At 65.9% G+C, this 26,240-nt stretch carries 22 protein-coding genes; 10 read left to right on the forward strand and 12 right to left on the reverse strand.

The genetic code is table 11. The features are described from left to right. The first annotated feature begins 97 nt into the window (after positions 1-97). The 6 genes from ACIP21_RS26090 to ACIP21_RS26115 all read left to right on the forward strand — a co-directional run bounded on the left by ACIP21_RS26090 (position 98) and on the right by ACIP21_RS26115 (position 6,391). Positions 98-1,555, forward strand: a complete 1,458-nt coding sequence (locus tag ACIP21_RS26090) for an MBOAT family O-acyltransferase (RefSeq protein ID WP_400694025.1) — start codon at positions 98-100, stop codon at positions 1,553-1,555. Positions 1,556-1,565: 10 nt separating this feature from the next. Further along, on the forward strand, positions 1,566-2,723 hold the full coding sequence (locus ACIP21_RS26095; protein ID WP_400694028.1) for an alginate O-acetyltransferase: 1,158 nt from the start codon (positions 1,566-1,568) through the stop codon (positions 2,721-2,723). Positions 2,724-2,743: 20 nt separating this feature from the next. Beyond that, positions 2,744-3,391 (forward strand): alginate O-acetyltransferase AlgF, encoded by a 648-nt coding sequence (locus tag ACIP21_RS26100; RefSeq protein ID WP_400694030.1) that lies wholly within the window; start codon positions 2,744-2,746, stop codon positions 3,389-3,391. Positions 3,392-3,426: 35 nt separating this feature from the next. Further along, on the forward strand, positions 3,427-4,881 hold the full coding sequence (locus tag ACIP21_RS26105) for a mannose-1-phosphate guanylyltransferase/mannose-6-phosphate isomerase (RefSeq protein WP_400694301.1): 1,455 nt from the start codon (positions 3,427-3,429) through the stop codon (positions 4,879-4,881). A gap of 99 nt (positions 4,882-4,980) precedes the next feature. After that, complete coding sequence (locus ACIP21_RS26110) at positions 4,981-5,445, forward strand: multidrug transporter (protein ID WP_400694033.1); 465 nt, start codon at positions 4,981-4,983, stop codon at positions 5,443-5,445. A gap of 133 nt (positions 5,446-5,578) precedes the next feature. After that, positions 5,579-6,391, forward strand: a complete 813-nt coding sequence (locus tag ACIP21_RS26115) for an SDR family oxidoreductase (protein WP_400694036.1) — start codon at positions 5,579-5,581, stop codon at positions 6,389-6,391. Positions 6,392-6,512: 121 nt separating this feature from the next. Here ACIP21_RS26115 and ACIP21_RS26120 read toward each other — a convergent pair whose 3' ends face one another. From ACIP21_RS26120 to ACIP21_RS26140, 5 genes are all read right to left on the reverse strand, one after another. Next, positions 6,513-7,307 (reverse strand): SDR family NAD(P)-dependent oxidoreductase, encoded by a 795-nt coding sequence (locus ACIP21_RS26120; protein ID WP_400694039.1) that lies wholly within the window; start codon positions 7,305-7,307, stop codon positions 6,513-6,515. 140 nt (positions 7,308-7,447) lie between these two features. After that, positions 7,448-8,887 (reverse strand): efflux transporter outer membrane subunit, encoded by a 1,440-nt coding sequence (locus ACIP21_RS26125; protein WP_400694042.1) that lies wholly within the window; start codon positions 8,885-8,887, stop codon positions 7,448-7,450. Then, a complete protein-coding gene (locus tag ACIP21_RS26130) occupies positions 8,884-9,945 on the reverse strand; it encodes an HlyD family secretion protein (RefSeq protein ID WP_400694045.1) in 1,062 nt (353 codons plus the stop codon). The genes ACIP21_RS26125 and ACIP21_RS26130 overlap by 4 nt, the downstream gene beginning before the upstream one ends. 27 nt (positions 9,946-9,972) lie before the next feature. Then, the gene (locus ACIP21_RS26135; RefSeq protein ID WP_400694048.1) at positions 9,973-11,499 is read right to left on the reverse strand and encodes an MFS transporter; all 1,527 of its coding nucleotides are present in this window, start codon (positions 11,497-11,499) and stop codon (positions 9,973-9,975) included. 226 nt (positions 11,500-11,725) lie between these two features. Further along, positions 11,726-12,634 (reverse strand): LysR family transcriptional regulator, encoded by a 909-nt coding sequence (locus ACIP21_RS26140; protein WP_400694051.1) that lies wholly within the window; start codon positions 12,632-12,634, stop codon positions 11,726-11,728. Between the two features lie 270 nt (positions 12,635-12,904). On the opposite strand from ACIP21_RS26140, the gene ACIP21_RS26145 reads away from it, so the two are divergent. Beyond that, positions 12,905-13,354, forward strand: a complete 450-nt coding sequence (locus ACIP21_RS26145; RefSeq protein ID WP_400694053.1) for a universal stress protein — start codon at positions 12,905-12,907, stop codon at positions 13,352-13,354. 37 nt (positions 13,355-13,391) lie between these two features. Here ACIP21_RS26145 and ACIP21_RS26150 read toward each other — a convergent pair whose 3' ends face one another. The 5 genes from ACIP21_RS26150 to ACIP21_RS26170 form a co-directional block, all read right to left on the reverse strand. Next, the gene (locus ACIP21_RS26150; RefSeq protein ID WP_400694056.1) at positions 13,392-14,432 is read right to left on the reverse strand and encodes a YhcG family protein; all 1,041 of its coding nucleotides are present in this window, start codon (positions 14,430-14,432) and stop codon (positions 13,392-13,394) included. Positions 14,433-14,617: 185 nt separating this feature from the next. Then, entirely contained in the window at positions 14,618-15,478 is an 861-nt protein-coding gene (locus ACIP21_RS26155; RefSeq protein ID WP_400694059.1) for an efflux RND transporter periplasmic adaptor subunit, read from the reverse strand. A 10-nt stretch (positions 15,479-15,488) separates the two neighbouring features. Next, the gene (locus ACIP21_RS26160) at positions 15,489-15,689 is read right to left on the reverse strand and encodes a DUF1656 domain-containing protein (protein ID WP_008097766.1); all 201 of its coding nucleotides are present in this window, start codon (positions 15,687-15,689) and stop codon (positions 15,489-15,491) included. Further along, positions 15,679-17,856 (reverse strand): FUSC family protein, encoded by a 2,178-nt coding sequence (locus tag ACIP21_RS26165; protein ID WP_400694061.1) that lies wholly within the window; start codon positions 17,854-17,856, stop codon positions 15,679-15,681. Before ACIP21_RS26165 ends, ACIP21_RS26160 begins: the two co-directional genes overlap by 11 nt. Then, complete coding sequence (locus ACIP21_RS26170) at positions 17,853-19,382, reverse strand: efflux transporter outer membrane subunit (RefSeq protein ID WP_400694064.1); 1,530 nt, start codon at positions 19,380-19,382, stop codon at positions 17,853-17,855. Before ACIP21_RS26170 ends, ACIP21_RS26165 begins: the two co-directional genes overlap by 4 nt. A 180-nt stretch (positions 19,383-19,562) precedes the next feature. Between ACIP21_RS26170 and ACIP21_RS26175 the strand changes: the two genes are divergently transcribed. Both ACIP21_RS26175 and ACIP21_RS26180 read left to right on the forward strand, forming a co-directional pair. Beyond that, positions 19,563-20,510, forward strand: a complete 948-nt coding sequence (locus ACIP21_RS26175; RefSeq protein WP_400694067.1) for a LysR family transcriptional regulator — start codon at positions 19,563-19,565, stop codon at positions 20,508-20,510. Positions 20,511-20,593: 83 nt separating this feature from the next. Next, positions 20,594-21,568 carry a 2-hydroxyacid dehydrogenase gene (locus ACIP21_RS26180; RefSeq protein WP_400694070.1) on the forward strand — a complete coding sequence of 325 codons (975 nt, stop codon included), beginning with the start codon at positions 20,594-20,596 and terminating at the stop codon, positions 21,566-21,568. An 81-nt stretch (positions 21,569-21,649) separates the two neighbouring features. Here ACIP21_RS26180 and ACIP21_RS26185 read toward each other — a convergent pair whose 3' ends face one another. Next, positions 21,650-22,546 carry a DMT family transporter gene (locus tag ACIP21_RS26185; RefSeq protein WP_400694073.1) on the reverse strand — a complete coding sequence of 299 codons (897 nt, stop codon included), beginning with the start codon at positions 22,544-22,546 and terminating at the stop codon, positions 21,650-21,652. A gap of 242 nt (positions 22,547-22,788) precedes the next feature. On the opposite strand from ACIP21_RS26185, the gene ACIP21_RS26190 reads away from it, so the two are divergent. Next, positions 22,789-23,664 (forward strand): helix-turn-helix domain-containing protein, encoded by an 876-nt coding sequence (locus tag ACIP21_RS26190; RefSeq protein WP_400694076.1) that lies wholly within the window; start codon positions 22,789-22,791, stop codon positions 23,662-23,664. Between the two features lie 78 nt (positions 23,665-23,742). Here the strand turns inward: ACIP21_RS26190 and ACIP21_RS26195 are convergent, their stop codons facing one another. Further along, entirely contained in the window at positions 23,743-26,133 is a 2,391-nt protein-coding gene (locus ACIP21_RS26195) for a TonB-dependent siderophore receptor (RefSeq protein ID WP_400694079.1), read from the reverse strand. Positions 26,134-26,240: the final 107 nt, after the last annotated feature.

The following is a 26,240-nucleotide window of genomic DNA, read 5'->3' on the forward strand; positions in this document are numbered from 1 at the left end:
CCGCTCCCACAGGGGTACTAGGTTGCCTTCCGGTTTTGCACCGGGGGGTTTGGGGGGCGCTGTGCCCCGGATGCTGTGAACAAAAAGGAGAACCGGGATGGTCTTCTCGTCCAACGTGTTCCTGTTCCTGTTCTTGCCGGTCTTCCTCGGCCTGTACTACTTGAGCGGGCAACGCTATCGCAACCTGCTGCTGCTGGTCGCCAGCTACATCTTCTACGCCTGGTGGCGGGTCGACTTCCTCGCCCTGTTCGCCGGCGTGACCCTGTGGAACTACTGGATCGGCCTGAAAGTCGGCGCCGCCGGCGTGCGCACCAAGCCGGCCCAGCGCTGGTTGCTGCTCGGTGTGGGCGTTGACCTGGCGATCCTCGGCTACTTCAAGTACGCCAACTTCGGTGTCGACAGCCTCAACGCGATCATCGCCTCGTTCGGCCTGGAACCGTTCATCCTCACCCACGTGCTGCTGCCGATCGGTATCTCGTTCTACATCTTCGAGTCGATCAGCTACATCATCGACGTCTACCGCGGCGACACCCCTGCCACCCGCAACCTGATCGACTTCGCGGCGTTCGTGGCGATCTTCCCGCACCTGATCGCCGGCCCCGTGCTGCGCTTCAAGGACCTGGTCGACCAGTTCAACAACCGCACCCACACCCTGGACAAGTTCTCCGAAGGCTGCACCCGCTTCATGCAGGGCTTCATCAAGAAAGTGTTCATCGCCGACACCCTGGCGGTGGTCGCCGACCATTGCTTCGCCCTGCAGCACCCGACCACCGGCGACGCCTGGCTCGGCGCCCTGGCCTACACCGCGCAGCTGTACTTCGACTTCAGCGGCTACAGCGACATGGCCATCGGCCTGGGCCTGATGATGGGCTTCCGCTTCATGGAGAACTTCAAGCAGCCGTATATCAGCCAGTCGATCACCGAGTTCTGGCGGCGCTGGCACATCAGCCTGTCGACCTGGCTGCGCGACTACCTGTACATCACCCTGGGCGGCAACCGCAAAGGCACCTTCAACACCTACCGCAACCTGTTCCTGACCATGCTGCTGGGCGGCCTGTGGCACGGCGCCAACTTCACCTACATCCTCTGGGGCGCCTGGCACGGCATGTGGCTGGCGATCGAGCGGGCGCTGGGCATCGACACCAACCCGCAGCGCTTCAACCCGGTCAAGTGGGCCTTCACCTTCCTGCTGGTGGTGGTCGGCTGGGTGATCTTCCGCGCCGAGAACCTGCACGTGGCGGCCCGCATGTACGGCGCCATGTTCAGCTTCGGCGAATGGCAGCTGTCGGAACTCAACCGTTCGCAGCTCACCGGCCTGCAGGTGGCGACCCTGGTGATCGCCTACCTGACCCTGGCGTTCTTCGGCCTGCGCGATTTCTACCGCAACGCCCGGCCAGCGGCGAACGCCACCCCGGTGCAGGTCAATGCCGACGGCTCGCTCGGCCTGGACTGGACCCGGGTGATGACCCGCGCCCTGATCCTGCTGCTGTTCGCGGCCTCGATCCTCAAGCTTTCGGCGCAGAGCTACTCGCCGTTCCTGTACTTCCAGTTCTGAGGTGGATGACATGACCCGCACATTACGCGTCACCTATTCGCTGTCGTTCCTCGGCCTGCTGGTGGGCATGGGCGCCTGGTCCACCGGCGGCTTCGAAAGCTTCCACCGCACCGAGCAGATGACCCTTCTCGACGGCAAGCTGGCCAAGGCCGCCGAGACCCACTACGACGACCAGTTCCCGATCAAGCGCCTGGGCACCAACCTCTGGGCCGCGCTGGACTTCAAGCTGTTCAACGAAGGCCGCCCGGGCGTGGTGCTGGGCCGCGACCAGTGGCTGTTCAGCGACGAGGAGTTCAAGCCTACCGCCGGCGCCGACCAGCTGATGCAGGACAACCTGGCGCTGATCCGCGGCGTGCGCGATGCCCTGCACAAGCACGGCAGCCAGCTGGTGCTGGCGATCATCCCGGCCAAGGCGCGGGTGTATGCCGAATACGTCGGCAAGGAGCAACCGGCCAGCCTGCACGATGACCTGTACAACCAGTTCCACGCCCAGGCGCGCCAGGCCAACGTGTTCGCCCCCGACCTGATGGCGCCGCTGGAGCAGGCCAAGGCCCGCGGCCAGGTATTCCTGCGCACCGACACCCACTGGACGCCCATGGGCGCTGAAGTGGCGGCGCAGGCGCTGGCCGAAGCGGTCAGCCGCCAGAGCCTGCTCAACGGCGACCCGCAGGCCTTCGTCACCGAGGCCGGCAACACCGCGCCGTACAAAGGCGACCTGACCAACTTCCTGCCCCTGGACCCGCTGTTCAGCAACCTGCTGCCGAGCCCGGACAACCTGCAGCAACGCACCACCCATCCGGCCGACGCCCAAGGCGATGGCGGCGACGCCCTGTTCGCCGACAGCCAGATCCCGGTCGCCCTGGTGGGCACCAGCTACAGCGCCAACCCGCACTGGAACTTCCTCGGCGCGCTGCAGCAGGCGCTGCACAGCGACGTCGCCAACTACGCCGAAGACGGCCACGGCCCGCTGCTGCCGATGCTCAAGTACCTGCAAAGCGATGCCTTCAAGAACGCCGCGCCACAAGTGGTGGTGTGGGAATTCCCCGAACGTTATCTGCCAATGAAGAACGACCTCAGCAGCTTCGACCCGCAGTGGATCGCGCAGCTGAAGAACTCCCGCAAATCCGAAGAAAACCTGGCCTTGTCGTCCACCCGGACGAACCACTGATAGAAAGAGAGGAAACGCACATGACTACCAAGACTTCCATTGCCAAAGCCCTCACCCTCGCGGCCGGCCTTTCCCTTGCCTCCCTGCAGGCCTTCGCCGGTGCCGACGCCGCGCTGTACGGCCCGAGCGCGCCGAAGGGCTCGAGCTTCGTGCGCCTGTACAACGCCGCCGGCGCCCCGGCCGCCGCCAGCGTCGGCAACACCCAGATCAAGCAGGTCGGCGCCCAGGCCAGCAGCGACTTCAGCTTCCTGCCCGGCGGTGACTACACCGCCCAGGTCGGCGGCAAGAGCGTGCCGGTCAAGCTGGCCGCGGACAAGTACTACACCCTGGTCAACAACGCCGGTGGCAGCCCGCAGCTGATCGAGGAACCGCCGTTCAAGAACAAGCAGAAGGCCCTGGTGCGGGTGCAGAACCTCAGCGACCAGGCCGTGACCCTGAAGACCGCCGACGGCAAGACCGAAGTGGTGCCGTCGGTGGCCACCCAGGGCCGTGGCGAGCGCGAGATCAACCCGGTCAAGGTCAACCTGGCCCTGTTCGAAGGCAACAAGAAAGTCAGCGACCTGAAACCGGTCGCCCTGGAGCGTGGCGAAGCCGCCGTGCTGTACGTAACGGGTTCCGGCGGCAACGTGTCGCCGGTGTGGGTAACTCGCCCCGTGGCTAGCAACTGATCCCCCTGCCTCATAACGACTATTGGAGAAACATGATGATCCCGGTAATTCTTTCTGGTGGTAGCGGTTCGCGTCTGTGGCCTCTGTCGCGCAAGCAGTTCCCCAAGCAGTTCCTGGCCCTGACCGGTGAACACACGCTGTTCCAGCAAACCCTCTCGCGCCTGCGCTTCGACGGCATGGACACGCCGATCGTGGTCTGCAACAAGGACCACAAGTTCATCGTCCAGGAGCAGCTCGGCGCCCTGAACCTGGAAACCCAGGGCATCCTGATGGAGCCGTTTGGCCGCAACACCGCGCCCGCCGTCGCCATCACTGCCATGAAGCTGGTCAACGAAGGCCGTGACGAGCTGATGCTGGTGCTGCCGGCCGACCACGTGATCGATGACCAGAAGGCCCTGCAACGGGCCCTGGCCCTGGCCACCGTGGCCGCCGAGCGTGGCGAGATGGTGCTGTTCGGCGTGCCGGCGACCAAGCCGGAAACCGGCTACGGCTACATCCGCTCCAGCCAGGACGCCCTGCTGCCCGAAGGCGTGGCGCGGGTCGCGCAGTTCGTCGAGAAGCCCGACGAGCAGCGCGCCGCCGAGTTCGTCGCCGCCGGCGGCTACTTCTGGAACAGCGGCATGTTCCTGTTCCGCGCCAGCCGCTTCCTCGAAGAACTGAAAAAACACGACTCCGACATCTACGACACCTGCCTGCTGGCGCTGGAGCGCAGCGCGCAGGACGGCGATGTGCTGAGCATCGACGAAGCCACCTTCGCCTGCTGCCCGGACAACTCCATCGACTACGCGGTGATGGAAAAGACCCAGCGTGCCTGCGTGGTGCCGATGTCGGCCGGCTGGAGCGACGTGGGTTGCTGGTCGTCGCTGTGGGAAGTGCACGACAAGGACGCCGACGGCAACGTCACCAAGGGCGACGTGGTGGTGCAGGACAGCCGCAACTGCATGATCCACGGCAACGGCAAGCTGGTGTCGGTGATCGGCCTGGAGAACATCGTCGTGGTCGAGACCAAGGACGCGATGATGATTGCCCACAAGGACAAGGTCCAGGGCGTCAAGCAGATGGTCAAGACCCTCGACGAGCAGGGCCGCAGCGAAACCCAGAACCACCTGGAAGTCTATCGCCCGTGGGGCTCGTACGACTCGGTGGACATGGGCGGCCGCTTCCAGGTCAAGCACATCACCGTCAAGCCGGGCGCCAGCCTGTCGCTGCAGATGCACCACCACCGCGCCGAGCACTGGATCGTGGTGTCCGGCACCGCCGAGGTGACCTGTGACGAGAACGTGTTCCTGCTTACCGAAAACCAGTCGACCTACATCCCGATCGCCTCGATCCACCGCCTGCGCAACCCGGGCAAGATCCCGCTGGAGATCATCGAGGTGCAGTCCGGCAGCTACCTGGGCGAGGATGACATCGAGCGCTTCGAGGATGTCTACGGGCGAAGCTCCACGCCGGTCGAGCGCGGCGTGTCGGTGAAGACCATCGCGCAATAAGCAACACCCAGGGGCCGCGACGCGGCCCCTTCTGTTTTGAGGCCCCCAGGATTTGGCGCTACGATGGACAGACCTGCGCAACAGAGGTCTGAACTTGCCATGATCATCGGTGCCTTCCTCATCCTCACCTGGCTGGTGCTGCTGTTGCGCTACCCGGCCAAGGCCCTGCCGATTTCCCTGGCCGCCATCTGCGGCCTGGGCCTGGTGGCCCTGATGGTCTTGTGGCAGGACAGCCGCGAAGCCTCGCAGCTGGCCCGCCTGGACCTGCGCCTGAGCTACGCCCCCGACCAATGCCCCGCCGACCGCGCCCTGCAGGTGCGCATGAAGAATGGCAACAAGGCACCGCTGAGCGAACTGCGCTGGCGGGTGGCGGCATATGCGCCGGGCGATACCGTGAACCTGGCGGAGAACACCTACAATGCACCGCGCTATCGCGGGCCGGGTGAATTGCAGCCGGGGGTGGAGTGGAAGGACTGCGTGCCGTTGCCGCCGTTGCGCTCGGGGTATCGCCCGCAAACACTCGAGTTCCGTGCGGAGCACCTGCAAGGTACATTTGCCAACTAATTCGTCGCCTGTGCCGGCCTCTTCGCGGGTAAACCCGCTCCCACAGGGACCGCGCCGCACCTGTTGGAGCGGGTTTACCCGCGAAGAGGCCGGCACAGGTTAAACACATTCCACCTGCCAACAGGCCCCAAGCATGCCCACCGTCCTGATCACCGGTTGTTCCAGCGGCATCGGCCGCGCCCTGGCCGACGCCTTCCGCGATGCCGGCCACCCTGTCTGGGCCACCGCCCGCAAACCCGAGGATGTCGAGCGGCTGAAGGCCGCCGGCTTCAGCGCCCGACAGCTGGATGTAAACGACAGCGAAGCCCTGGCCCGCCTGGCCGAGGAGCTCGGGACCCTCGACATCCTGATCAACAACGCCGGCTACGGCGCCATGGGCCCACTGCTCGACGGGGGCGTCGACGCCCTGCGCCAGCAATTCGAAACCAACGTGTTCGCCATGGTCGGCGTGACCCGCGCGCTGTTCCCGCTGCTGCGCCGCTCACGTGGCCTGGTGGTGAACATCGGCAGTGTCTCGGGTGTGCTGGTGACCCCGTTCGCCGGTGCCTACTGCGCCTCCAAGGCCGCCGTGCATGCCCTGAGCGATGCCCTGCGCCTGGAGCTGGCGCCGTTCGGGGTGCAGGTGATGGAGGTGCAGCCGGGCGCGATCGCCTCGCAGTTCGCCAGCAATGCCCAGCGCCAGGCCGATCAGGTGCTGGCGGCGGACTCGCCATGGTGGCCGTTGCGCGAGCATGTGCAGGCGCGGGCGCGGGCCTCGCAGGACAAGCCGACGTCGGCGGCGGCGTTTGCCCAGGGCGTGCTGGCGGCGGTTGGCAAGACGCCGGTGCCAGCAGTGGTCAGGTTGGGCAATGGCAGCACGGCGTTACCGTTGATGGCCCGGCTGCTGCCTACGCGGTTGCTGGACTGGGCGTTGCGCAAGCGCTTCGGGTTACTCCGTCCCCTCTGATATCGGTGTCTGCCTCTTCGCGGGTAAACCCGCTCCCACAGGGACAGTGCCAGCCCGGGCCGTGGGAATTTCCTGTGGGAGCGGGTTCACCCGCGAAAGGGCCGGCACAGGCAACAACGAATCAGGCGATGGAGCGCAGCACTCCGCCATCCACCCGCAACGCCGCCCCGGTAGTCGCACTGGCCTGCACAGAAGCCAGGTAAACCACCATGTTGGCCACCTCCTCCACCGTCGCCAGCCGCTTGATCAGCGACGTCGGCCGGTGCTCGGCGAGGAAGTTGGCCTCCAACTCATCGGTGGACACCCCCTGCTCCTGCGCCAGCTTGGCAAAGAAGTCGCCCACCCCTTCGGAACGGGTCGGCCCTGGCAGCACCGAATTCACCGTCACCCCGGTCCCGGCCAAGGTCTCGGCCAACCCCCGCGACACCGCCAGCAACGCGGTCTTGGTCATGCCGTAGTGGATCATCTCGGTCGGGATCTGCAGTGCCGATTCGCTGGACAGGAAGATCACCCGCCCCCACTTGCGTTCGGCCATGCCCTGGGCGTAATGGCGTGACAGGCGCACGGCACTGAGCACGTTGACATCGAAGAAGCGCTGCCAGTCGGCGTCATCGATCTCGAAGAACGGCTTGGGCTCGAAGATGCCCAGGTTGTTGACCAGGATGTCGGTGTGCGGCACTTGTTCGAACAGTTTCTGCGCGCCCTCCTGGGTGCCCAGGTCGGCGGCGATGCCGATGATGCGCGCTTGCGGCAGACGCTCGCGCACGGCCTTGAGGGCCTCGTCGACACGAGCCTGGGTGCGGCCGTTGAGTACCACTTCGGCGCCCGCCTCGGCCAGGCCGATAGCGATAGCCAGGCCGATGCCCGCGGTGGAACCGCTGACGATGGCGCGCTTGCCGTTCAAGGAAATTTGCATCTGTGCCTCCTCATCTGTCTGGGGAATTGCTGGGGCTGCTTTGCAGCCCTTTCGCGACACAAGGCCGCTCCTACAGGGACCGCGATCGCCTGTAGGAGCGGCCTTGTGTCGCGAAAGGGCCGCAAAGCGGCCCCGGCCATTCATGCTTTCAGGTCGAATGCCTGCCAACCACCGCCCAAGGCCTTGTACAGGCCGACCAGGGCCTGGGACACCGCCGCCGAGCTGTCGATCCACTGTTCTTCGCTGGCCAGCAAGGCGCTCTGCACGGTCAACACATTGAGAAAGTCCACCGCACCTTCCACATACTGGCGCTGGGCAGTCTCCAGGGCGATGCGGTTCTGCCGCACCGCCTCGGCCAGGTGGTCGCGGCGCAATTGACTGGCGTTGTAAAGGCGTAGCACATCGTCGATTTCGTGCCAGGCGCCGAGCACTACCTTTCGGTAGTTGAGCGCGGCTTCCTGCTGCTGCGCCTCGCGCAGTTGCAGGTTGCCCTTGAGCCGGCCGCCCTCGAAGATCGGCAGCGACAGCTGCGGGCCGAAGGCGAAACGGCGCGAATCCCAGGCACCGAAATCGGCCAGTTGCATGGCCTGGAAACCGAAATTGCCGGACAGGCGGATGCTCGGGTAGAAATCGGCCTTGGCCACGCCGATGCTGGCGGTGGCGGCATGCAGCCGGGCCTCGGCCTGGCGGATGTCCGGGCGGCGTTCGGCCAGCTCCGACGGCACGCCGATGGCGAACGTCTGCTGCGGCGCGGGCAGGTCGCCGCCTTGCAACAGCTCGGCCTGGAGGCTGCGCGGTGGCTCGGCGGCCAGCAGGCTGAGGGCATTGATCAGGTCGTCGCGCCTGGCTTCCAGGCTCGGCAGGCGCGCTTCGATGGAGGCGACCTGCGCGCTGGCCTGGGCCACGTCGAGACGGGTGGCGACGCCTTCGGCCTGGCGGTCTTCGGACAGCTTCAGGCTGTGCTGGGCGACCTTGAGGTTGTCGCGGGTGACATCCAGGGTGTGCTGCACGGCACGCAGCTGGATGTAGTTGCCGGCGGTTTCCGAGAGCAGCGCCAGCAGCACGCCGCGGCGGTCGTTCTCGGCCACTTCCACGCTGGCATCGGCGGCCTCGACCTGGCGCCTCACCCGGCCCCAGAGGTCCAGTTCCCAACCGGCCACCAGGTCTCCCTGCCAGAGGTTGAACGCCTCTTTACCCGCCTTGCCGGACGGGTCACTGAGGCCTTCGGCACTGTTGCGCGCGCGGCTGTAGCCGACGTTGGCATCCACCGACGGCGATTGCTCGGCCGCCACCGTGCTGCGCAGGGCGCGGCTCTGCAGCAGGCGCGCGCTGGCCATCTGCAGGTCGAGGTTGTTGTCGGCCACGCGCTGGATCAGCGCGCTCAGGCGGGCATCGTGAAACGACTCCCACCAACGCAGTTCCAGTGGCTCGGCCTGGGGCTGACTGGCGGCGGCCTCGCCTTGCAGCGGCGCCCACTGGGCGGGGGCCTGGCTGTCCGGGCGCAGGAAGTCCGGCCCCATCGTGCAGCCGGCCAGCAGCACGGCCAGCAGCAGCGGGCTCAAGCGTACGGCAGCGTTCATCGAGCACTCACCTCTTTGCCAGCCAGCCCGTCGCCGTGGGTGTCGATGGTCGCTTCCACCGACATGCCCACGCGCAGGCGTTCGAGCAGCGGCTGGCCATCATCGAAGACGATCTTCACCGGAATGCGCTGCACCACCTTGGTGAAGTTGCCGGTGGCGTTGTCCGGTTTCACCGCGGCGAAGGTCACGCCGGTGGCCGGGGCGATGCTCTCGACATGGCCCTTGAGGGGTTCACCGGCGAAGGTGTCGACGCTGATGCGCACCGGCTGGCCCGGCTGCACGTGGGTCAGCTGGGTTTCCTGGAAGTTGCCGACCACGTAGGCATGCTGCAAGGGCACCACCGACAGCAGGCGCGCGCCCGGGTTGACGAAGGCGCCGACGCGCAGGGCGCGCTCGCCGACCATGCCGTCGACCGGCGCGGTGATACGGGTGTAGGACAGGTCCAGCTCGGCCTTTTCCAAGCCGGCTTCGGCACGTTTCAACTGGCCGTCGGCGCTCGCCACCTGGGCCGTGAGGATGTCCACCTGCTTGCGCGTCGCCACCAGCGCCGCCTGGGCGTTGGCCAGGCGCGCCCGGGCCTGGTCGACACGGCTGCGCGCCTGCTGGGCGTTCTGCACGGTGCCGGCACCCTGCTCGGCCAGGCGGCTGTAGCGGTTGACCTCATGGTCGGCGAACGAGGCTTCGGCCTGGGCCGCCTTGACCGCCGCCTCGGCCTGGGCGATCAGCGCCGCCTGGCGTTCGAGGGTGGCCCGGGCATCGGCGCTCTGCGCCTTGGCCACCAGCAGCTGGGCCTGGGCGGCATCCAGCGCGGCCTGGTAGTCGCGGGCATCGATGGTCGCCAGCAACTGGCCGGCCTGGACCTGCTGGTTGTCTTCGACCAGTACTTCCTTGATGAAGCCGGCGACCTTCGGCGCGACCACGGTGTAGTCGGCGATCACGTAGGCGTCGTTGGTGCTCTGGCGCTGATCGCTGCCAAACAGCCAGGGGCCGGCGATGGCGGCCAGCACGGCCACCGCGAGCACCGAGCCGATGAGAAGGGTTTTGCGTTTGTTGGTCATGTTCAGTGTCTCGAGTTCATCCAGGGGTCAGGCCACCGCGCGCGGCGGATAGACCCGGGTAGGCACGAAAGGAATCAGGCAGATCAGGGCCACGGCGATGCAGGCCATGACCAGGTACAGGTCGGCCGAGGTGAGCACCAGCGCCTGGTCGTGCAAACGCTTGGCCAGGCCTGCGGCGTTGTCATCGATCAGCGGGGCGTTGCCCAGGCTGTCCACCAGGTGGTTGGAATGGAAGTGCCGGCGCAGGGTGCCGAGGGCGTCCAGCAGGCCGCCGGCGATCACCGCGGCCAGGCCCTTGACGGTATTGAACCAACTGGAGGCGAACGGGCCTTCCTGCGGGGTCATGCCGTTGGTGGAAAGCATCAGCAGCGGCAGTACCGCCATCGGCTGGCCGAACACCTGCAGCAGGTAGAACGGGTAGAAGTCGCCGCGGATCCACTCGCTGGTCAGCAAGCTGCTGCCCGCGCACGACGCCGCCAGCATTGCCAGGCCGATGGCCAATACCCAGCGGCAATCCACCGCGCGGATGTTGCACAGCGCGGCGGTCAGCGGCAGCGCAATCAACTGTGGCATGGCCACCAGCATCATCAGCGGGCTGGTCTGCGCCGGGCGGTAGCCCTGGATCTGCGCCAGGTACGCCGAGGGGATGCTGGCCACGCCCGAGAGCACGATGAGCACGCCGGCCAGGGTCACCAGGGCGAAGCTCAGGTTGCGCCGTTCGAGCATGCGCAGCTGGAAGAACGGCAGCGGCTCGGACCATTCGTTGTACATGAACAGCACCAGCAACAGCACACCACCGCCCAGCAGCCAGCAGATCAGCGGCGAGTCGAACCAGCCCCAGCGGTCACCCAGCGACAAACCGAGGACGATGCAGCTGATGGCCGGCAGGCCGAGCAGCACGCCGCGCCAGTCGAACTGCTTGAAACGCTCCAGGCGCAGCGGGTCCTGTGGCAGGCCCCAGCCGACGCAGAACATGGCCAGCGCCGAGGGCAGGATGATCTGCCAGAACGCCCATTGCCAGCCGACGTATTCGGTCCACAGCCCTGCCAGCGGCGTGCCGAGGTTGGGCCCGAAGGTGGCGGTCAGGGCATAGCAGGCCAGGCCGTAGACCTTGATGCCCGGCGGCAGGAAGCGCAGCGCCACGCTCATCAGCATCGGCGGCAAGGCGCCCGAGGCGAAGCCCTGGAGCACGCGCAACAGCATCAGGCTGTGCAGGTTGGGGGCAAACGGCTGCAGCAGGCCGAGCACGGCGAACAGGCCAACGGCGGTCATGGTGAAGCGGCGCAAGGAGAAGGTGGTGGCCAGCCACGGCGCGAACGCCATGGCTGAAACCGAGGCGGCGCTGTACACCGCCAGCAGCCAGGCGCCCTCGTCGGCGCCGATGCCCATGGCGCCGCGGATGTCGGCCAGGGAAATCTTGGTTACCGACTCGTTGAGGCCGGCGCAGAGCACCGCCAGCAGCACGCCGAACAGCCCGACCACCACCCGCAGGCCGAACGCCGTCTGCACCGGCGCGGCGGCGATTACGGCAGGGGGGGCGGACAGGGAACTCATGGGCAGACAACTCCAGCAACAAATTTGCGACGGGAGTAAGTCTAAGAAGGTCGAATGCTTACGAAAACTGACTTATTGGCAGGTTTATGTTGCGTCAGGCGCAATCCGGCTCTAGACCGCGCCGCCTGCTTCGCGGGTAAACCCGTTCCTACAGGGATTGCGCCAGGCCCGAGGGCAGCGTTGTACCTGTGGGAGCGGGTTCACCCGCGAAGCAGGCGACGCGGTCTCAAGGGTCGACACTGCAACAGGCCTTCATGGTCTGCCGCAACCAGCGGTGCGCCGGGTCGTTGTGAAAGCGCGGGTGCCACGCCTGCAGCACCATCACCCGTTCCAGCGGCACCGGGATCTCGAACGAGCGCAACGGCAGCCCGAGCTTGTGCACACTGTTGAGGATGTTGGCCGGCATGGGCAGGATCAGGTCCGAGTCCGGCAGCGAGAACAGCGCCGAGTGGAAGCTCGGGGTAATCAGCGCCACCCGCCGCTGCACCTTGAAGTTGGCCAGCTCGACATCGATCGGCCCGTTGGCCCGGCCACGGCGGGACACGCTGATCTGTGGATAACTGGCAAAGGTCTGCGCCGTGATCGGCTGGTCGAAGATCGGGTGGTCACGCCGCGCCAGGCCCACGTAGTAGGTCTGGAACAGGCTCTGCACCTTGATCTCCGGGCCCAGGTCGACGGTCGAGCTGATGATCAGGTCGGTGCGCCCGTCGCGCAGCACGCTGTCGTCATCACCGCCCGGGCTCTCGGGCACGAAGCGCAGCACCGTGCGTGGCGCCTGCTCGTGCATGCGGCGCAGCAGCTGGGCGCCATACAGGGCGATGAACAGGTCGTTGGTGCGGATATTGAAGGCGCGGTCGAGCTTGGCCAGGTCGACTTCATCGGCGCTGCGAAACACCTCGCCGGCCTGCTCCACCAGCGCCGCCACTTGTTCGCGCAGGGCCAGCGCCCGCGGCGTCGGCACCAGGCCACGGCCGGCGCGCACCAGGATCGGGTCGCCCAGAGCATCGCGGATGCGCCCCAGGGTCCGGCTCATGGCCGCCGGGCTCAGGTTCATGCGCTGCGCCGCGCCGACCACGCTGCCTTCGTCGAGCAGGGCATCGAGGGCGACGAGCAGGTTCATGTCCGGGAGTTGCATGGCCGGGTTCCGTGGCGGCTGGGGGAACGGCGATGGTAGCAGGTTGGACGATTGCACCAGACGCAATGCGTTCGTGCGTGGTGGGGCATTTATTCAAGGGCCATGTTCGGCCATAAAAGAGGCATTGGCAGGTCCGGCCTCTTCGCGGGCAAGCCCGCTCCCACAGAAACTGTGCAATACCTGAGTACAGTGCATTACCTGTGGGAGCGGGCTTGCCCGCGAAGAGGCCCGGACAGGCAAACACCCAGCCAGCTTCAAAAAAGGATCCCAATGCCCCGCCCTGTCCTGATCGCCATCGACGCCTCCCCCGCTTCCTCGGCCCTGCTCACCCTCGCCCGCCGCTACTGCCGCCCCGGCGAACACGAACTGCACGTCCTGCTGGCCATCGACGCCACCTTCGCCGTGCACGACAAACCAGCGCCCTACACCGCCGAGGAGCTGGAGGAATACCCCGCCGCCTGCGAGGAACAACGCCTGGGCGACCGCGCCGTGGCCGATGCCGTGCAGCAGTTGCAGCAGGCCGGCTTTAGCAGCCAGGGCTGCATGGTCGCCGGGCAGCCGGTCGAGGCGATCGTGGCCAAGGCGCAGGCCCTGAACTGCGAGCTGATCATCATGGGCCACCGCCACCTGTCGCGGCTGGGGCGGTTGCTGGATCCGTCGATCAGCGCCAAGGTGATCGACCGGGTGGAGGTGCCGGTGTTGGTGGGGGCTGCTTGCTAGCACCGGCACTCACTGCGCCAAAGCACCAGGAAGCGCCTTACGCTTGACGACCTGCCAGCTCTCGCTCGATCTGCTCAATGCTGGGCAAGCTTGCCTGCAACTCTTCCGGCAAGGCATCGACCAACTTGAACTCTGCAACACCAATAGGCTGAGCCTTGCCACGTAACGCGTATTCAGCAACCACCTTGTTCTTGCCTTTACAGAGCAGCAAACCGATCGTGGGATTATCCTGCTCCAGCTTCAACTGCAGGTCGACTGCCGTGAGATAAAAGCTCAATTGCCCCAGATGTTCCGGTTTGAACTTCTCAGCCTTCAATTCTATGACCACATAGCACCGCAGTTTCAGATGATAAAACAGAAGATCGATGTAGAAATCATCACCACCAACTTCTACATGAACCTGACGTCCGACGAAGGCAAAACCGGCTCCCAGTTCAAGCAGAAAATGTGTGATGTGCTCTACAAGCGCGGTTTCAATCTCTCGCTCACTCGCTTCCTGACCGACATCAAGAAAATCGAACAGGTAAGGGTCTTTGAGGAACTGACGAGCCAGATCAGTGCCAGGCGACTGCAAATGCGTTGAGAAATTTGAGACGGCACTGCCTTCGCGCTTCAGCAATCTGGACTCGATATGCATCTGCAAAGTGGCTCGTGACCATCCACACTCCGATGCCCGCGCAGCGTATGCCAGCCTCTCTTCCGGTTTTTTCAACTTTGCCAGCAACACCAGATTGTGGCCCCAGGGCAATTGTCCAACAGCCTGTTGGACAATTGCTTCCTCTGGCCAAGCCTCTGCAAACGCTCGCATGTACATCAGGTTCGCTCGCGAGAATCCCTTCATCGTCGGGAAGGCAATCTTCAAGTCATGGGCCAGCCGTTCTATGACCTTGGCTCCCCATCCTTGAGCGGCCTGGCGTTCGACGATATCTCGACCAAGACGCCAATAGAGCTCAACCAACTCCCGATTCACGGCAAGACTGGCCTTCTGCTGGGCTCTATGAATGCGGACTTTCAGATCAGCTAGCCACGCGCTGTAACCCTGAGGCGTGTCGATCAGGGATGGCGGTCTTTCGGGCATTGGGCGGGTTTTCCTCGAGCAGATGACTGGGTACATTCATGGCGTCCCAGACTGCTCTCCTGGAAATGCGCCGCCAATAGCGGCAACCAGCGACATTTCGCTAAACGAAGTAGGTTTTTTCCGAAACCTGTTCGAGCACGTCCCAACAATCAATGCTGTATCTGCGGCCCCCCGAATCGGCTGTATCAGTTCTCGCCCGGCTTCACCACCACCGTGCAGGTCGTCCCCGCTGCCAGCAAAAAACCCTCCGGCACCTCGTCGATATGAATCCGCACCGGCACCCGCTGCGCCAGGCGCACCCAGTTGAACGTCGGGTTCACATCGGCAATCAGCTCGCGGCTCTGCGGGTTGTCGCGGTCATAGATGCCGCGGGCGATGCTCTCCACATGGCCCTTGATGCGCTCGCCGCTCATCATCTGCAGTTCGGCAGGGTCGCCGACCTTGACGTGGGGCAGCTTGGTCTCTTCGAAGAAGCCGTAGACCCAGAACGAGTTTTCATCGACCACCGCCATCACCGCCTCGCCGGTGCGCGCATAGTCGCCCTTGTGGATGTTCAGGTTGGTCACGTAACCGTCCACCGTGGCGACGATGTGGGTGCGCTTGAGGTTCAGCTCGGCGGCGGCCAGTTCGGCCAGGGCCTGCTGGTAGTCGGCCTGGGCGGAGTTGGCGATGTTGCTGGCATCGTCGCGGTTTTCCCTGGAGATCACCAGGTTGTCCAGGTCGGCGCGGCGCTTGGCGTTGACCTTGCGCATGTCCCAGGTGGCCTTGCGCGAGGCGACCAGGGCCTTGGCCTGATCGACCGCCAGCTGGTAGTGCTCGGGGTCGATCTGGATCAGCAGGTCGCCCTTCTTCACCTGCTGGTTGTCCTTGACCGGCACATCCACCACATAGCCGGGCACGTCGGCGGCGACGTTGATGATGTCGGCGCGCACGCGCCCGTCGCGGGTCCACGGGGTGGTCATGTAGTGCAGCCACAACTGGCGACCGATCACCACGGCAGCGGCCAGCACCAGCAGGGTGGCGATCAGGCTGAAGAACTTTTTCATCGAAGGATTCTCACCAGTAGAGCGACAGCGCCAGGGCGCCGAACAGGCAGACGAACAGGCTCAGGCGCAGCAGCGCCGGGTGCCAGAAGAAGCGGTAGCCATCATGGCTGGCGATGAACCGGTCCAGGCCCCAGGCCAGGCCCAGGGCGAACAGGAACATCAGGGTCATGGTGGGCATGTACACGCCATGGAAGGCGATTTCACGGGGCATGATTCAGTCCTTTCGCCGGGGCCAACGGCGACTGAGGGTCGAGCAGGGAAGATCGGATGAAGTGCAGGTAGCTCTGCGCCCGGCGCAGCACCGAGGTGTCGAAGTGCCGGGCAAAGGGTTCGTCGGTGGCCTGCACGCGGGCGATGGCGTGGTCCACCGCCACCAGGGCGCGCTCGTGGTTGCTGGCGCTGGGCTGCAGGAACAGCCGCGCCAGGGCGCGGCCCATGACCCGGATCGCCTGGCGCCAGGGCTGCGACTCGGCGTAGGCCGGGTGTACCGGGGCGCGGGCCTGCTCCTTGCGCAGCTCGATGATCGCGTGGCCGATCTCCAGCACCGTGAACATCCAGCCCATCAGCTGGCTCTGCACCTGGGGCTTGCCGGCGGCCAGGCCATAGGCCTGGTGCAGCAGGTCGCGGGTACGGCTTTCGAAGGCGGTGCCCAGGCCGCGCAGGCGCCCGCTGATGGCGAACAGCACCTGCCCGCGCAGCTCCTGCTCCAGGCGGCTCCACAACCAGCGGCTGTTGGGCGGCAGGATGATCGCGCCGGCGGCGGCGCAGACGAACATGCCGAGGACCATGCCGATGTAGTCGTTGATGAAGCTGTACGGGTCATAGACGGTCAGGTTGTTCGGCACCGAGCCGATGGCGAAGAACACCAGCAGGCCGATGCCGTAGCCGGCGTAGGCCGGGCGCGACGAGAGGAACGCACCCAGCACGAACACCGGCGCCAGGACCATGCACAGCAGCGCGAAACCGTCGATCCAGGGGAACACGAAGAAGGTTTCGAAGAAGCCGATGAAGGCGCCGAACGCCGTGCCGCAGGCCATCTGGAACGACATGCGCTTGGGGTTCGGCGAGGCCGCCGAGAGGCCCACGGTGACGGTGGCGATCAGGGTCATCATGGCGCCGCTGGGCCAGTCGCTCATCAGCCAGTAGCTGCCCAGCAGCAACAGCACCGCCGAGGCACGCACACCGGCGGCCAGCGACACCAGCCAGCTGGTCTGGGCCACGTAGGGCTCGTCCCACTGCTCGCGCTGGTGGTTGTGCGCGGCCAGCGAGGCGTGGGTCTCGGCGTAGCTGTACATCTCGTCGACGAAGCGGTAGAGCAGCTCGAAGGCGGTGTGGAAGTCGAGCAGGTCGGACTCGCTGGGTTCGGTGGCCAGGTAGTCGGCACGCAGGCCGCGCACCTGGGCTTGCAGGCCGTCCTTGTAGGCGGCCAGTTCCAGGGTCAGGCGCAGTGCATCGGCGTCGGTCAACGCGCGGCCCACGTAAGGCTGCAACAGCTCCACCAGGGTGTTCAGGCCCGGCTCGATGGCGCCGACGATCTGCAACGGGCCGCGTGCGCGCAGGCGCTCCAGCAGGCGGTGCAGGGCGTTGAAGCGCGTGGTGATGGCCATGAACTCGCTGTTCATGCGCACCAGGCGCCCGGAACGGCGACGCATGTGCGGGTCTTCGAAGGCGGTGACGTTGCGCAGGCTCTCCAGGCCCACAGCCTCGGCGATGAAACGTACGTTGCTGCTCTCGAAGCGTTCACGCTGGCTGTCGCCGCGCAAGGCCTCGACCACCACCCCGGCGAACACGCCAAAGCGCTGGTACAGGGCGTTGCGCATGGCGGCACTGGCCGACTGCGGCAGCACCGCGGCGCTGACGAAGGTCGACACAAGGATGCCCAGGGCGATCTCCAGCACCCGCCAGACGGCCGCCATGAACGCCTGGTCCGGGTGCTGCAGCACGGGCAGGCCGATCATCGCTGCGGTGTAGCCGGCCAGCACGAAGCCGTAGGCGCGGAAGGTGCGGTAGCGCATGGCGCCGGCCGAGCACAGGCCGACCCACAGCGCCAGGCTGGGCAGGAACAGTTCGCTGTTCTGCGGGAAGATGGCGATCAGCGCCACCATCATCGCCGAACCCGCCAGGGTGCCGAGCACCCGGTAGAAACTCTTGGCGAACACATGGCCGCTCTGCGGCTGCATGACGATGAACACGGTGATCATCGCCGTGCGCGGCTGCGGCAATTCCAGGCGCATGGCCAGCCACAAGGTGATGAACGCGGCGGCCAGCACCTTGAAGATGTACACCCAGGTCACCCCGTCGGTGCGCGCCCAGGCGAAGAAGCCCCGGCGCCACTCGAGGCTCTGCAGCCAGCGCACGGGCAAACTCGAAGTGCTCATTCGGCGTTATCCGGCTGCTTGTCGAAAATGGCCAGGGTGGCCGGGGTTTTCGGTGCCGCCTGGCGCGCTTCGTCCGGCACGTCCTTGCCGGCCTGCAGGCCGCCGCCCAACGCGGTGACCAGCTCGGCATGGGCGATCAGGCGCGCGGCCTGCACCTGCTGCTGCACCTGTTGCTGGCGGAACAGCAAGGTCTGCGCATTGAGCACATTGAGGTAGTCGGTCAGGCCGCGCTGGAAGGCGACCGTGGCGATGTCGTAGGTCTTCTGCGCGGCGGCCACCGATTCGGCGGCGAAGTGCGACTGTTCCTTCATCGATTCGCGGCGGATCAGCTGGTCGGAAATGTTCTTCAGCGCGCCGACCACGGTCTGGTTGTAGCGCGCCACGGCCACGTCATAACCCGCCGAGGCGACGCCCAGCTGCGAGCGCAGGCGGCCGCCGTCGAAGATCGGCAAGCTGATCGCCGGGCCGACGTTGTAGTTGAACTTGCGCCCGGTGAGGAATTCCAGCGCGCCGCCGCCGGTGGCCATGAAGCCGAGGCTGCCGACCAGGTCGACGTTGGGGAAGAAGCCGGCATGGGCGACATCGATGCCACGGGCCTGGGCCGCCACCTGCCAGCGGCTGGCGACCACGTCGGGGCGCTGGCCGACCAGTTCGGCAGGCAGGTTCGACGGCAGTTTCAGCGCTGCGGCCAGGGTCAGGGTCGGGCGCTGCAACTGCGCGCCCTCCCCCGGGCCCTTGCCGGCCAGGGCCGCCAGCTGGTTGCGGGTCAGGGCGATCTCTTCATCGAGGCTGTCGAGCTGGCGATGGGTCTCGGGCAGCGGCGCCTCGGCCTGGCTGACTTCGAAGTGAGTGCCGATGCCGCCCTCCAGGCGCCGCTTGGCCAGGGTCAGGATCTGCTCCTGCTGCTCGAGCTCGGCCTTGACGATGTCGCGCTGGGCGAAGTGCAGGCTCAGCTGGATGTAGGCGTGCACCACGTTGTTCTGCAATTCCAGCTGCGCCTGGCGGGCTTCGGCCACGCTCATGTGCGCCTGGTCCACGGCCTGCTCGCTGGCATTGCGCTCGCGGCCCCACAGGTCCAGCGCGTAGCTGAAGCCGATGGCGGCATTGTTGTCCCAGGTGTTGGAACCGGACAGTGCGCCGGGGCCGTAGAACTGGTCCTCGGGCCAGTTGTGCCGCTTGAGCGTGGCCTGGCCGTTGGCCTGCAGTTTTTCCGCCGATTCGACCACACCCGCCATGGCTTTCGCCTCACGCACCCGCGCCGCGGCCATGGCCAGGCTCGGGCTGCCGGCCACGGCCAGGTCGATCCAGCGGTCGAGCTGGGGGTCGCCATAGGCGTGCCACCACTGCTGGTCGGGCCAGTGGGCGTCGCTGGCGGCTTCGCGAATGGCGGCATCAGGGGTCAATGCAGCGGCTTGGAGCGTCTTGCCTTGCGGGGCTATGCCCCAGGTTCCGATACAGCCGCTCAGGGTGAGACTAAGGGCACAGGCACTGAACGCTTGAAGCGTTCTGATGATGCGACGCGGCACAGCTGCGATTTCCCGAGGAAGAGGTGGAGGGGCCGAGCAATTCTAGGGGGCGCCAGCACTGGCGATAAGCGTATATTCCTGCGAATCTTTGTTACCAAAACGGCGATAATCCGGCTTTGGTCGAACGCCTTTTTTTGTTGCTTCGTGACACAATTTTGTCCTCTAGATCGAGAGTGACCCATGGACACCCTGCAAAACATGCGTGCTTTCAGTTGCGTAGCCCAGCTAGGCAGCTTCACGGCTGCCGCGGCGCAGCTGGATACGACCACCGCTAACGTGTCGCGGGCGGTCTCCAACCTGGAAGCCCATCTGCAAACCCGGCTGCTCAACCGCACCACCCGGCGCATCGCCCTGACCGAGGCGGGCAAGCGTTACCTGATGCGCTGCGAGCAGATCCTGACCTACGTCGAAGAGGCCGAGGCCGAGGCCAGCGACGCCCATGCGCGGCCCGCCGGGCAGCTGAAGGTGCATTCGATGACCGGGGTCGGCCAGCACTTCGTGGTCGATGCCATCACCCGCTACCGCGAATCGCACCCGGACGTGACCTTCGACCTGACCATGGCCAACCGCGTGCCGGACCTGCTCGAAGAGGGTTACGACGTGTCCATCGTGCTCGCCACCGAGCTGCCCGACTCCGGTTTCGTTTCCCAGCGCCTGGGCATCACCTACAGCATTGTCTGCGCCTCGCCCGACTACGTGGCGCGCAACGGCTTCGCGCACAAGCCGCTCGACCTGCTGCAGCATGCCTGCCTGCGCATGGTCAGCCCGGTGATCCCGCTGGAGAAATGGCTGTTCGACGGCCCCGAAGGCCAGGAGCTGGTCAACATCACCACCTCGCCGTTCCAGGTCAACTCGGCGGACGCGATGAAGACCGCGATCCGCAGCGGCATGGGCATGGGCGTGCTGCCGATCTACTCGGCGATCGACGGCCTGCGCGACGGCAGCCTGGTGCGGGCGCTGCCGGACTACCGCCTGCAGGAACTGAACCTGTACGCCATCTACCCGTCGCGCCAGTACCTGGATGCCAAGATCAAGACCTGGGTCGAGTACCTGCGCAACTCGTTGCCGGAGATCCTGGCGGCCCATGAGGCCGACCTGAAAACCCATGAATTGCTGATCGCCAACTGAAAAACCTGCTGCACGGCGGCGGTGGACAATGGTAGGTTGCTAAGCAATCAACCCGACCCACCGCCCTGCAGAGAAGTTGCCCGATGAAAAAGACCGTCCTGGCCTTCAGCCGTATCACCCCGGCCATGGCCGAGCGCCTGCAGCAAGACTTCAACGTGATCGTGCCGAACCCGAAACTCGGTGACATCAGTGCCCAGTTCAACGAAGCCCTGCCCGAGGCCCACGGCCTGATCGGCGCCGGCCGCAAGCTCGGCCGCGCGCAGCTTGAAGGCGCAGGCAAGCTGGAGGTGGTGTCGAGCGTGTCGGTCGGCTACGACAACTACGACGTCGATTACTTCAACGAGCGCGGCATCGCCCTGACCAACACCCCCGACGTGCTCACCGAAAGCACCGCCGACCTGGGCTTCTCGCTGATCATGGGCTGCGCCCGCCGCACCGCCGAACTCGATGCCTGGACCAAGGCAGGCAACTGGCAGGCCACCGTCGCACCGTCGCAGTTCGGCAGCGACGTGCACGGCAAGACCCTGGGCATCGTCGGCCTGGGCAACATCGGTACCGCCGTTGCCCGCCGTGGCCGCTTCGGTTTCGGCATGTCGATCCTGTATGCCGGCAACAGCCGCAAGCAGGCGCTGGAACAGGAACTGGGCGCCCAGTTGCGCAGCCTCGAGCAATTGCTGGCCGAGTCCGATTTCGTCTGCCTGGTGGTGCCGCTGTCCGACGCCACGCGCAAGCTGATCGGCGCCCGCGAGCTGAAGCTGATGAAGCCGAGCGCGTTCCTGATCAACATCGCCCGCGGCCCGGTGGTCGACGAAGCGGCGCTGGTCGAGGCGCTGAAGAACGGCACCATTCGCGGTGCCGGCCTGGATGTGTACGAGAAGGAACCACTGAGCGAGTCACCGTTGTTCCGCTTGCCCAATGCGCTGACCTTGCCACACATCGGTTCGGCCACTGCCGAGACTCGCGAGGCGATGGCCAACCGGGCGATGGACAACCTGCGTTCGGCGCTGCTGGGTGAGCGGCCGCGGGATCTGGTGAACCCGCAGGTGTGGAAAGGCTGAAGGTTCGTTAGCGCCTGGACCGGCCTCTTCGCGGCTGAAGCCGCTCCCACACAGACCCCGCTTGCAGTTGCAAACCCGTGATCAGCGGGCCAAGGCAACCTTGTGGGGGAGCCTGGGCTTGCGAAACACCAGCACGTTGCCGGCCATCACCGCCACCAGCCCCAGCAGCGCCGGGGCCGTCCACTGGTAGCCCTCGGCAAATGCCGACACGTTCAGCGCCACCAGCGGAAACAGCACGGTGCAATAGGCCGCACGTTCCGGCCCCATGCGCCCGACCAGGGTCAGGTAGGCGGTGAAGCCGATCACCGAGCCGGGGATGACCAGGTACAGCAGCGAGCCGATGTAGCGGGTGTTCCATTCCATGGCGAATGGAATGCCGCTGAGCAGGCAATAGCCGGCCAGCATCCCCGCGCCGTAGAGCATGCCCCAGGCATTGGTGCTCATGGGTTTGAGGCCGGCTTTCTGCTGCATGCTCGACAGCATGTTGCCGGCCGAGAAGCACAGCGTGCCCAGCAGGGCCAGGCCTAGCCCGTAGAGGGTCTCAGGGCTGGCGGCGTGGTGCGACAGCTCGGGCCAGAACAGCAAGCCCAGGCCCAGCAGGCCCAGTGCACCGCCAGCCAGGACATTACCGGCGATTTTCTGGCCGAAGAAGACCCGCGCATTCAAGGCGTTCCACAGGGTGGCGGTGGAGAACACCACGGCGATCAGGCCGCTGGCGATCCACTGGCTGGCGGTGAGAAAGCACATGAAGTTGACGCAGAACAGGCAGAAACCCTGGGCCAGGCAGATCAGGTGGCCGCGCCGGTCCATCGGTTGCAGGCGTCGGGTGAACAGGAGGATGGCGAACAGGATCAAACCGGCCAGGGCGAAGCGGTAGACGATCGACACCGGGATGGCGACCACGCCCAGTTGCAGTTTCAGGGCGATCCAGGTGGTGCCCCAGATCAGGACGGTGAGCAGGTACAGGGACAGGTTCATGGCGGTGGTTCCTTGGGCCATTCAAGATCGGCGCCCGGCTTTTCGCGGGTAAACCCGCTCCCACAGGTCGGTGAGGTCCCTGTGGGAGCGGGTTTACCCGCGAATCGAGGGCGCAGCCCTCGCCAGGGCCACCAGTGTTCCCCTGATCACCGCCAGGCGCTTGCACAAACTTGCGCTTTTCTCGCCCCGGTAGCTGTCACCGCTCTCCAGCCGCAGTACGATGGCCTGCAGAGGAGCCACCCATGACCCCACTCAGCCAGCTGCAAGTGTTCAACGCCATGCACGCTTCGCCCAATGCCCGGCTGGAGCTGAGCGCGCACCTGGGTGACGGCCTGGCGGCGGCGTTGTGGAGCAACCGCGACGACGCCCGCGACTACCAGGCGCCGAGCCATCACACGCTGTCGTGCTACATCGCCGACGGCACCGGCACCTTCCGTCGCCAGCGCCCGGCCGACAAGGGCGCGCCGGACAAGCTGTGCATCATGCCGGCCGGCCAGGAATCGAACTGGGTGGTGAACGGCGCCATCCGCCTGGCGCACCTGTACATCAGCGAGGCGCAATTCGCCCTGGGCTGCGTGCGCCTGCTCGACCGCGAGCCGCGGGAGCTGCAATTGCAGGAGGCGACCTTTCTCGACGACCCGCAGCAGTCCGTGCGCTTTCGCCAACTGATCGGCATGGACTGGAGCGAGCCTGGCGAGCGCCTGCTGGCCAGCAGCCTGGCCCACGAGATCGTCGATCATGCCGTACTCAGCCAGGTAGGTCTGCGTCAGGGGTTGCGTCTGAAGGGAGGGCTGGCACCGAGCCTGCGCCGCCAGTTGCTGGACTACATCGAGGCGAACCTGGACCAGCCGATAACCCTCGGCGAACTGGCGCTGCGCTGCAACCTGTCCGAATACCACTTCGCGCGGATGTTCCGCACCAGCTTCGGCCTGCCGCCCCATCAATACCTGTTGGCGTGCCGGCTGCAGCGGGCCTGCCAGCTGTTGCGCCTGGGCGAGCTGCCGTTGGGGCAGGTGGCGCTGTTGTGCGGGTTCGCCAGTGCCAGCCATTTCAGCAACCGCTTCCGCCAGGCGTTCGGCGCCAGCCCCGGCGAGTACCGCTTAGCCATTCGCGGCTGAAGCCGCTCCCACAGGTACCGCGCAATCCCTGTGGGAGCGGCTTCAGCCGCGAAGAGGCCAGCCCAGGCAACACCAGCGTCAGAACTCGAAGGTGCTCGACAGGCTCACCTGCCGCGCATCGCCGATGGCGACGAAGTACTGGTTCACCGCCGAGCTGTAGTACACCTTGTCGAACAGGTTCTTCACGTTCAGCTGCAGGCGCACATTGTGCTCGTCCAGCCGGGTCTCGTAGCTGGCGAAAGCATCCGCCACGGTGTAGCTCGGCAAGTTGAAGGTATTGGTCGAATTGCCCGACCGCTCGCCCACGTACCGCGCCCCGGCGCCCAAGCGCAGGCGGTCGCCGCCGAACAGGCTGCCGAAGTCGTACACGGCCGACAGCGAGCCGCTGTGCCTGGCGACGTTCTGCAGGCGATTGCCTTGCAGGTCCGGGTCCTTGGTCACCCTGGCGTCGGTGAAGGCATAGCTGCCGATCAGGCTCCAGCGCTCGCTGAGCTGCCCGGTCAGGTCCAGCTCGACACCGCGCGAATTGACCTCTCCCGCGTTGCTGTACAGCGTCTCGCCGGTGCCGCTGTCGAAGTTGGCCACCAGCACGTTCTGCTTGGTGATGTCGAACAGCGCCAGGGTGCCGGTCAGGCGACCCGGCATGTCCAGCTTGGCGCCCAGCTCCCAGGACTTGCCCTGTTCCGGCGCCACCGAGCCATCCAGCACCACGCCGCCGGTCAACGGGGCGATGCTGGAGTTGGGCTTGAACGACTCGCTGTAGCTGCCATAGAACGACAGCTGGTCATCGACCTTGTAGACGATGCCGGCGTGGGGCACCCAGGCCTGGCCGTTGCTGTCGGTGTTGGCGGTGAACGGGCGGCCGCGGCCAGCGTATTGGTCGTACTGCTGGAAGCGCGCGCCGGCCACCAGGATCCAGTGCTCGTCGAGGTGCAGCGCGTCCTGCACGAACAGCGCGTCGGTGCGCAGCTTGTCGGTCTGGTCGCTGTCGCTGGCACGCACCGTGCTGCCTTCCACTTCCTGGCCGTAGACCGGGTTCAGGTAGCTGAAGGTGGACTTCGCGGTCTGGCGGATCAGGTCGCCGCGAAAGATCTTGCGGTCCTCGTGATCGACACCGAACAGCAGGTCATGCTGCATGCCAGCCAGCTCGACATTGCCGTTCAGGCTCAAGGTGACGAACTGGTCGCGGCTCATGGCGTTGTGGGTGCCGTCGATGCTGCGGGTCAGGGTACCCCTGGCTTCGTTCACACCCGTGACGCGGACCTGGCTGGCGTCGTAGGTTTCGCGGTTGAAGCTGTAGCCCAAGTGCAGCTTCCAGGCGTCGTCCAGCTGGTGGTCGACCTCCAGGCGGTACAGGTCGGAGCGCCCTTCCATGTCGTTGAACGGCTCGTCCAGGCGGCGGGTGGCCGGGATGTCCAGCGGGTGGCCGTTGCTGCCGAACGCCGTGCCGCGGTCGAACGGGTAAAGGAATTCGCGGTGCTCGTAGGCCAGCACCACCTGGGTATCCTCGCCCAGCCAGGCCAGCGATGGCGCCACCAGCGACTCGCGGTGCGTGCCGAAGTTGCGCCAGTAGTCCTCGTCCTCATGGTCGACGATCAACCGGTAGGCCAGGTTGCTGTCGCCCAGCGCGCCGGTGCTGTCGAAGCCACCGCCACTGCCGTTCTTGCCGCTGCCGTAACTGGAGCCGCGCAGGGTCAGGGCGTTGTACTGCGCCAGTTGTGGGCGCTTGCTGACCACGTTGATCACCCCGCCCGGGTCCTGGATGCCATACAGCAGCGAAGCCGGGCCCTTGAGCACTTCGACCCGCTCGGTGCTGGCATTGAGGCTGCGGCCCTGCACCAGCGGCATGCCGTCGCGCATGATCGAACCGTCGCGGTTGTCGCCGAAACCGCGCTTCATCACCGTGTCGGAAGTGCCGCCGAAGTTGTTGCCCTGGGTGATGCCGCTGACGTTGGCCAGGGCATCGTCGAGGTTGCGCGGTGCCTGGTCGCGCAGCACCTGGCCCGGCACCACGTTGATCGCCTGGGGAATGTCCTGGGACGGGCCCTGGCCGCGCATGATCGAGGCGCTGGCCGGGGGCTGGTAGCTGTAGCTGTCCATCTGCGAAGAGACGGTGGTGGCCTGGAGGTTGAGGGCGCCGGACGTGTCCACGGGTTCCAGGGTCAGGGTGCGGGCGTCGAGACGGCGCCAGGTCAGGCCGCTGTTGCCCAGCAACTGCTGCAGGGCATGCTCGGCGCTGAACGAACCGTTCAGTGCCGGGGCCTGCACGGCCGGCAGTTCCAGGGTGTAGACCACGCTCTGGCCGCTAGCGCGGCTGAAGGCGTTGAGCGCCTGAGCCAGAGGCTGGCTGGGCTGGGCGAAGCTGTGCAGCTGCAGCTGCTCGGCAGCCATGGCGAAGGGGGCCGCGGCGAAGGCCGAGCAGGCGGTGAGGCCGAACCAGAGGGGAACGCAACGCGGGGTGAACTTCATGGACGCTGACCTGTGAGAGGGTTGTGACTGCGAATGAATCGCACTTCCACTCATTACACGGATGTCACATCCAGTTACCTCATCTCTTTTTGAACTTTATTTTTCCT

Source organism: Pseudomonas sp. NPDC089401 (assembly GCF_044749485.1).
GTDB lineage: Bacteria > Pseudomonadota > Gammaproteobacteria > Pseudomonadales > Pseudomonadaceae > Aquipseudomonas.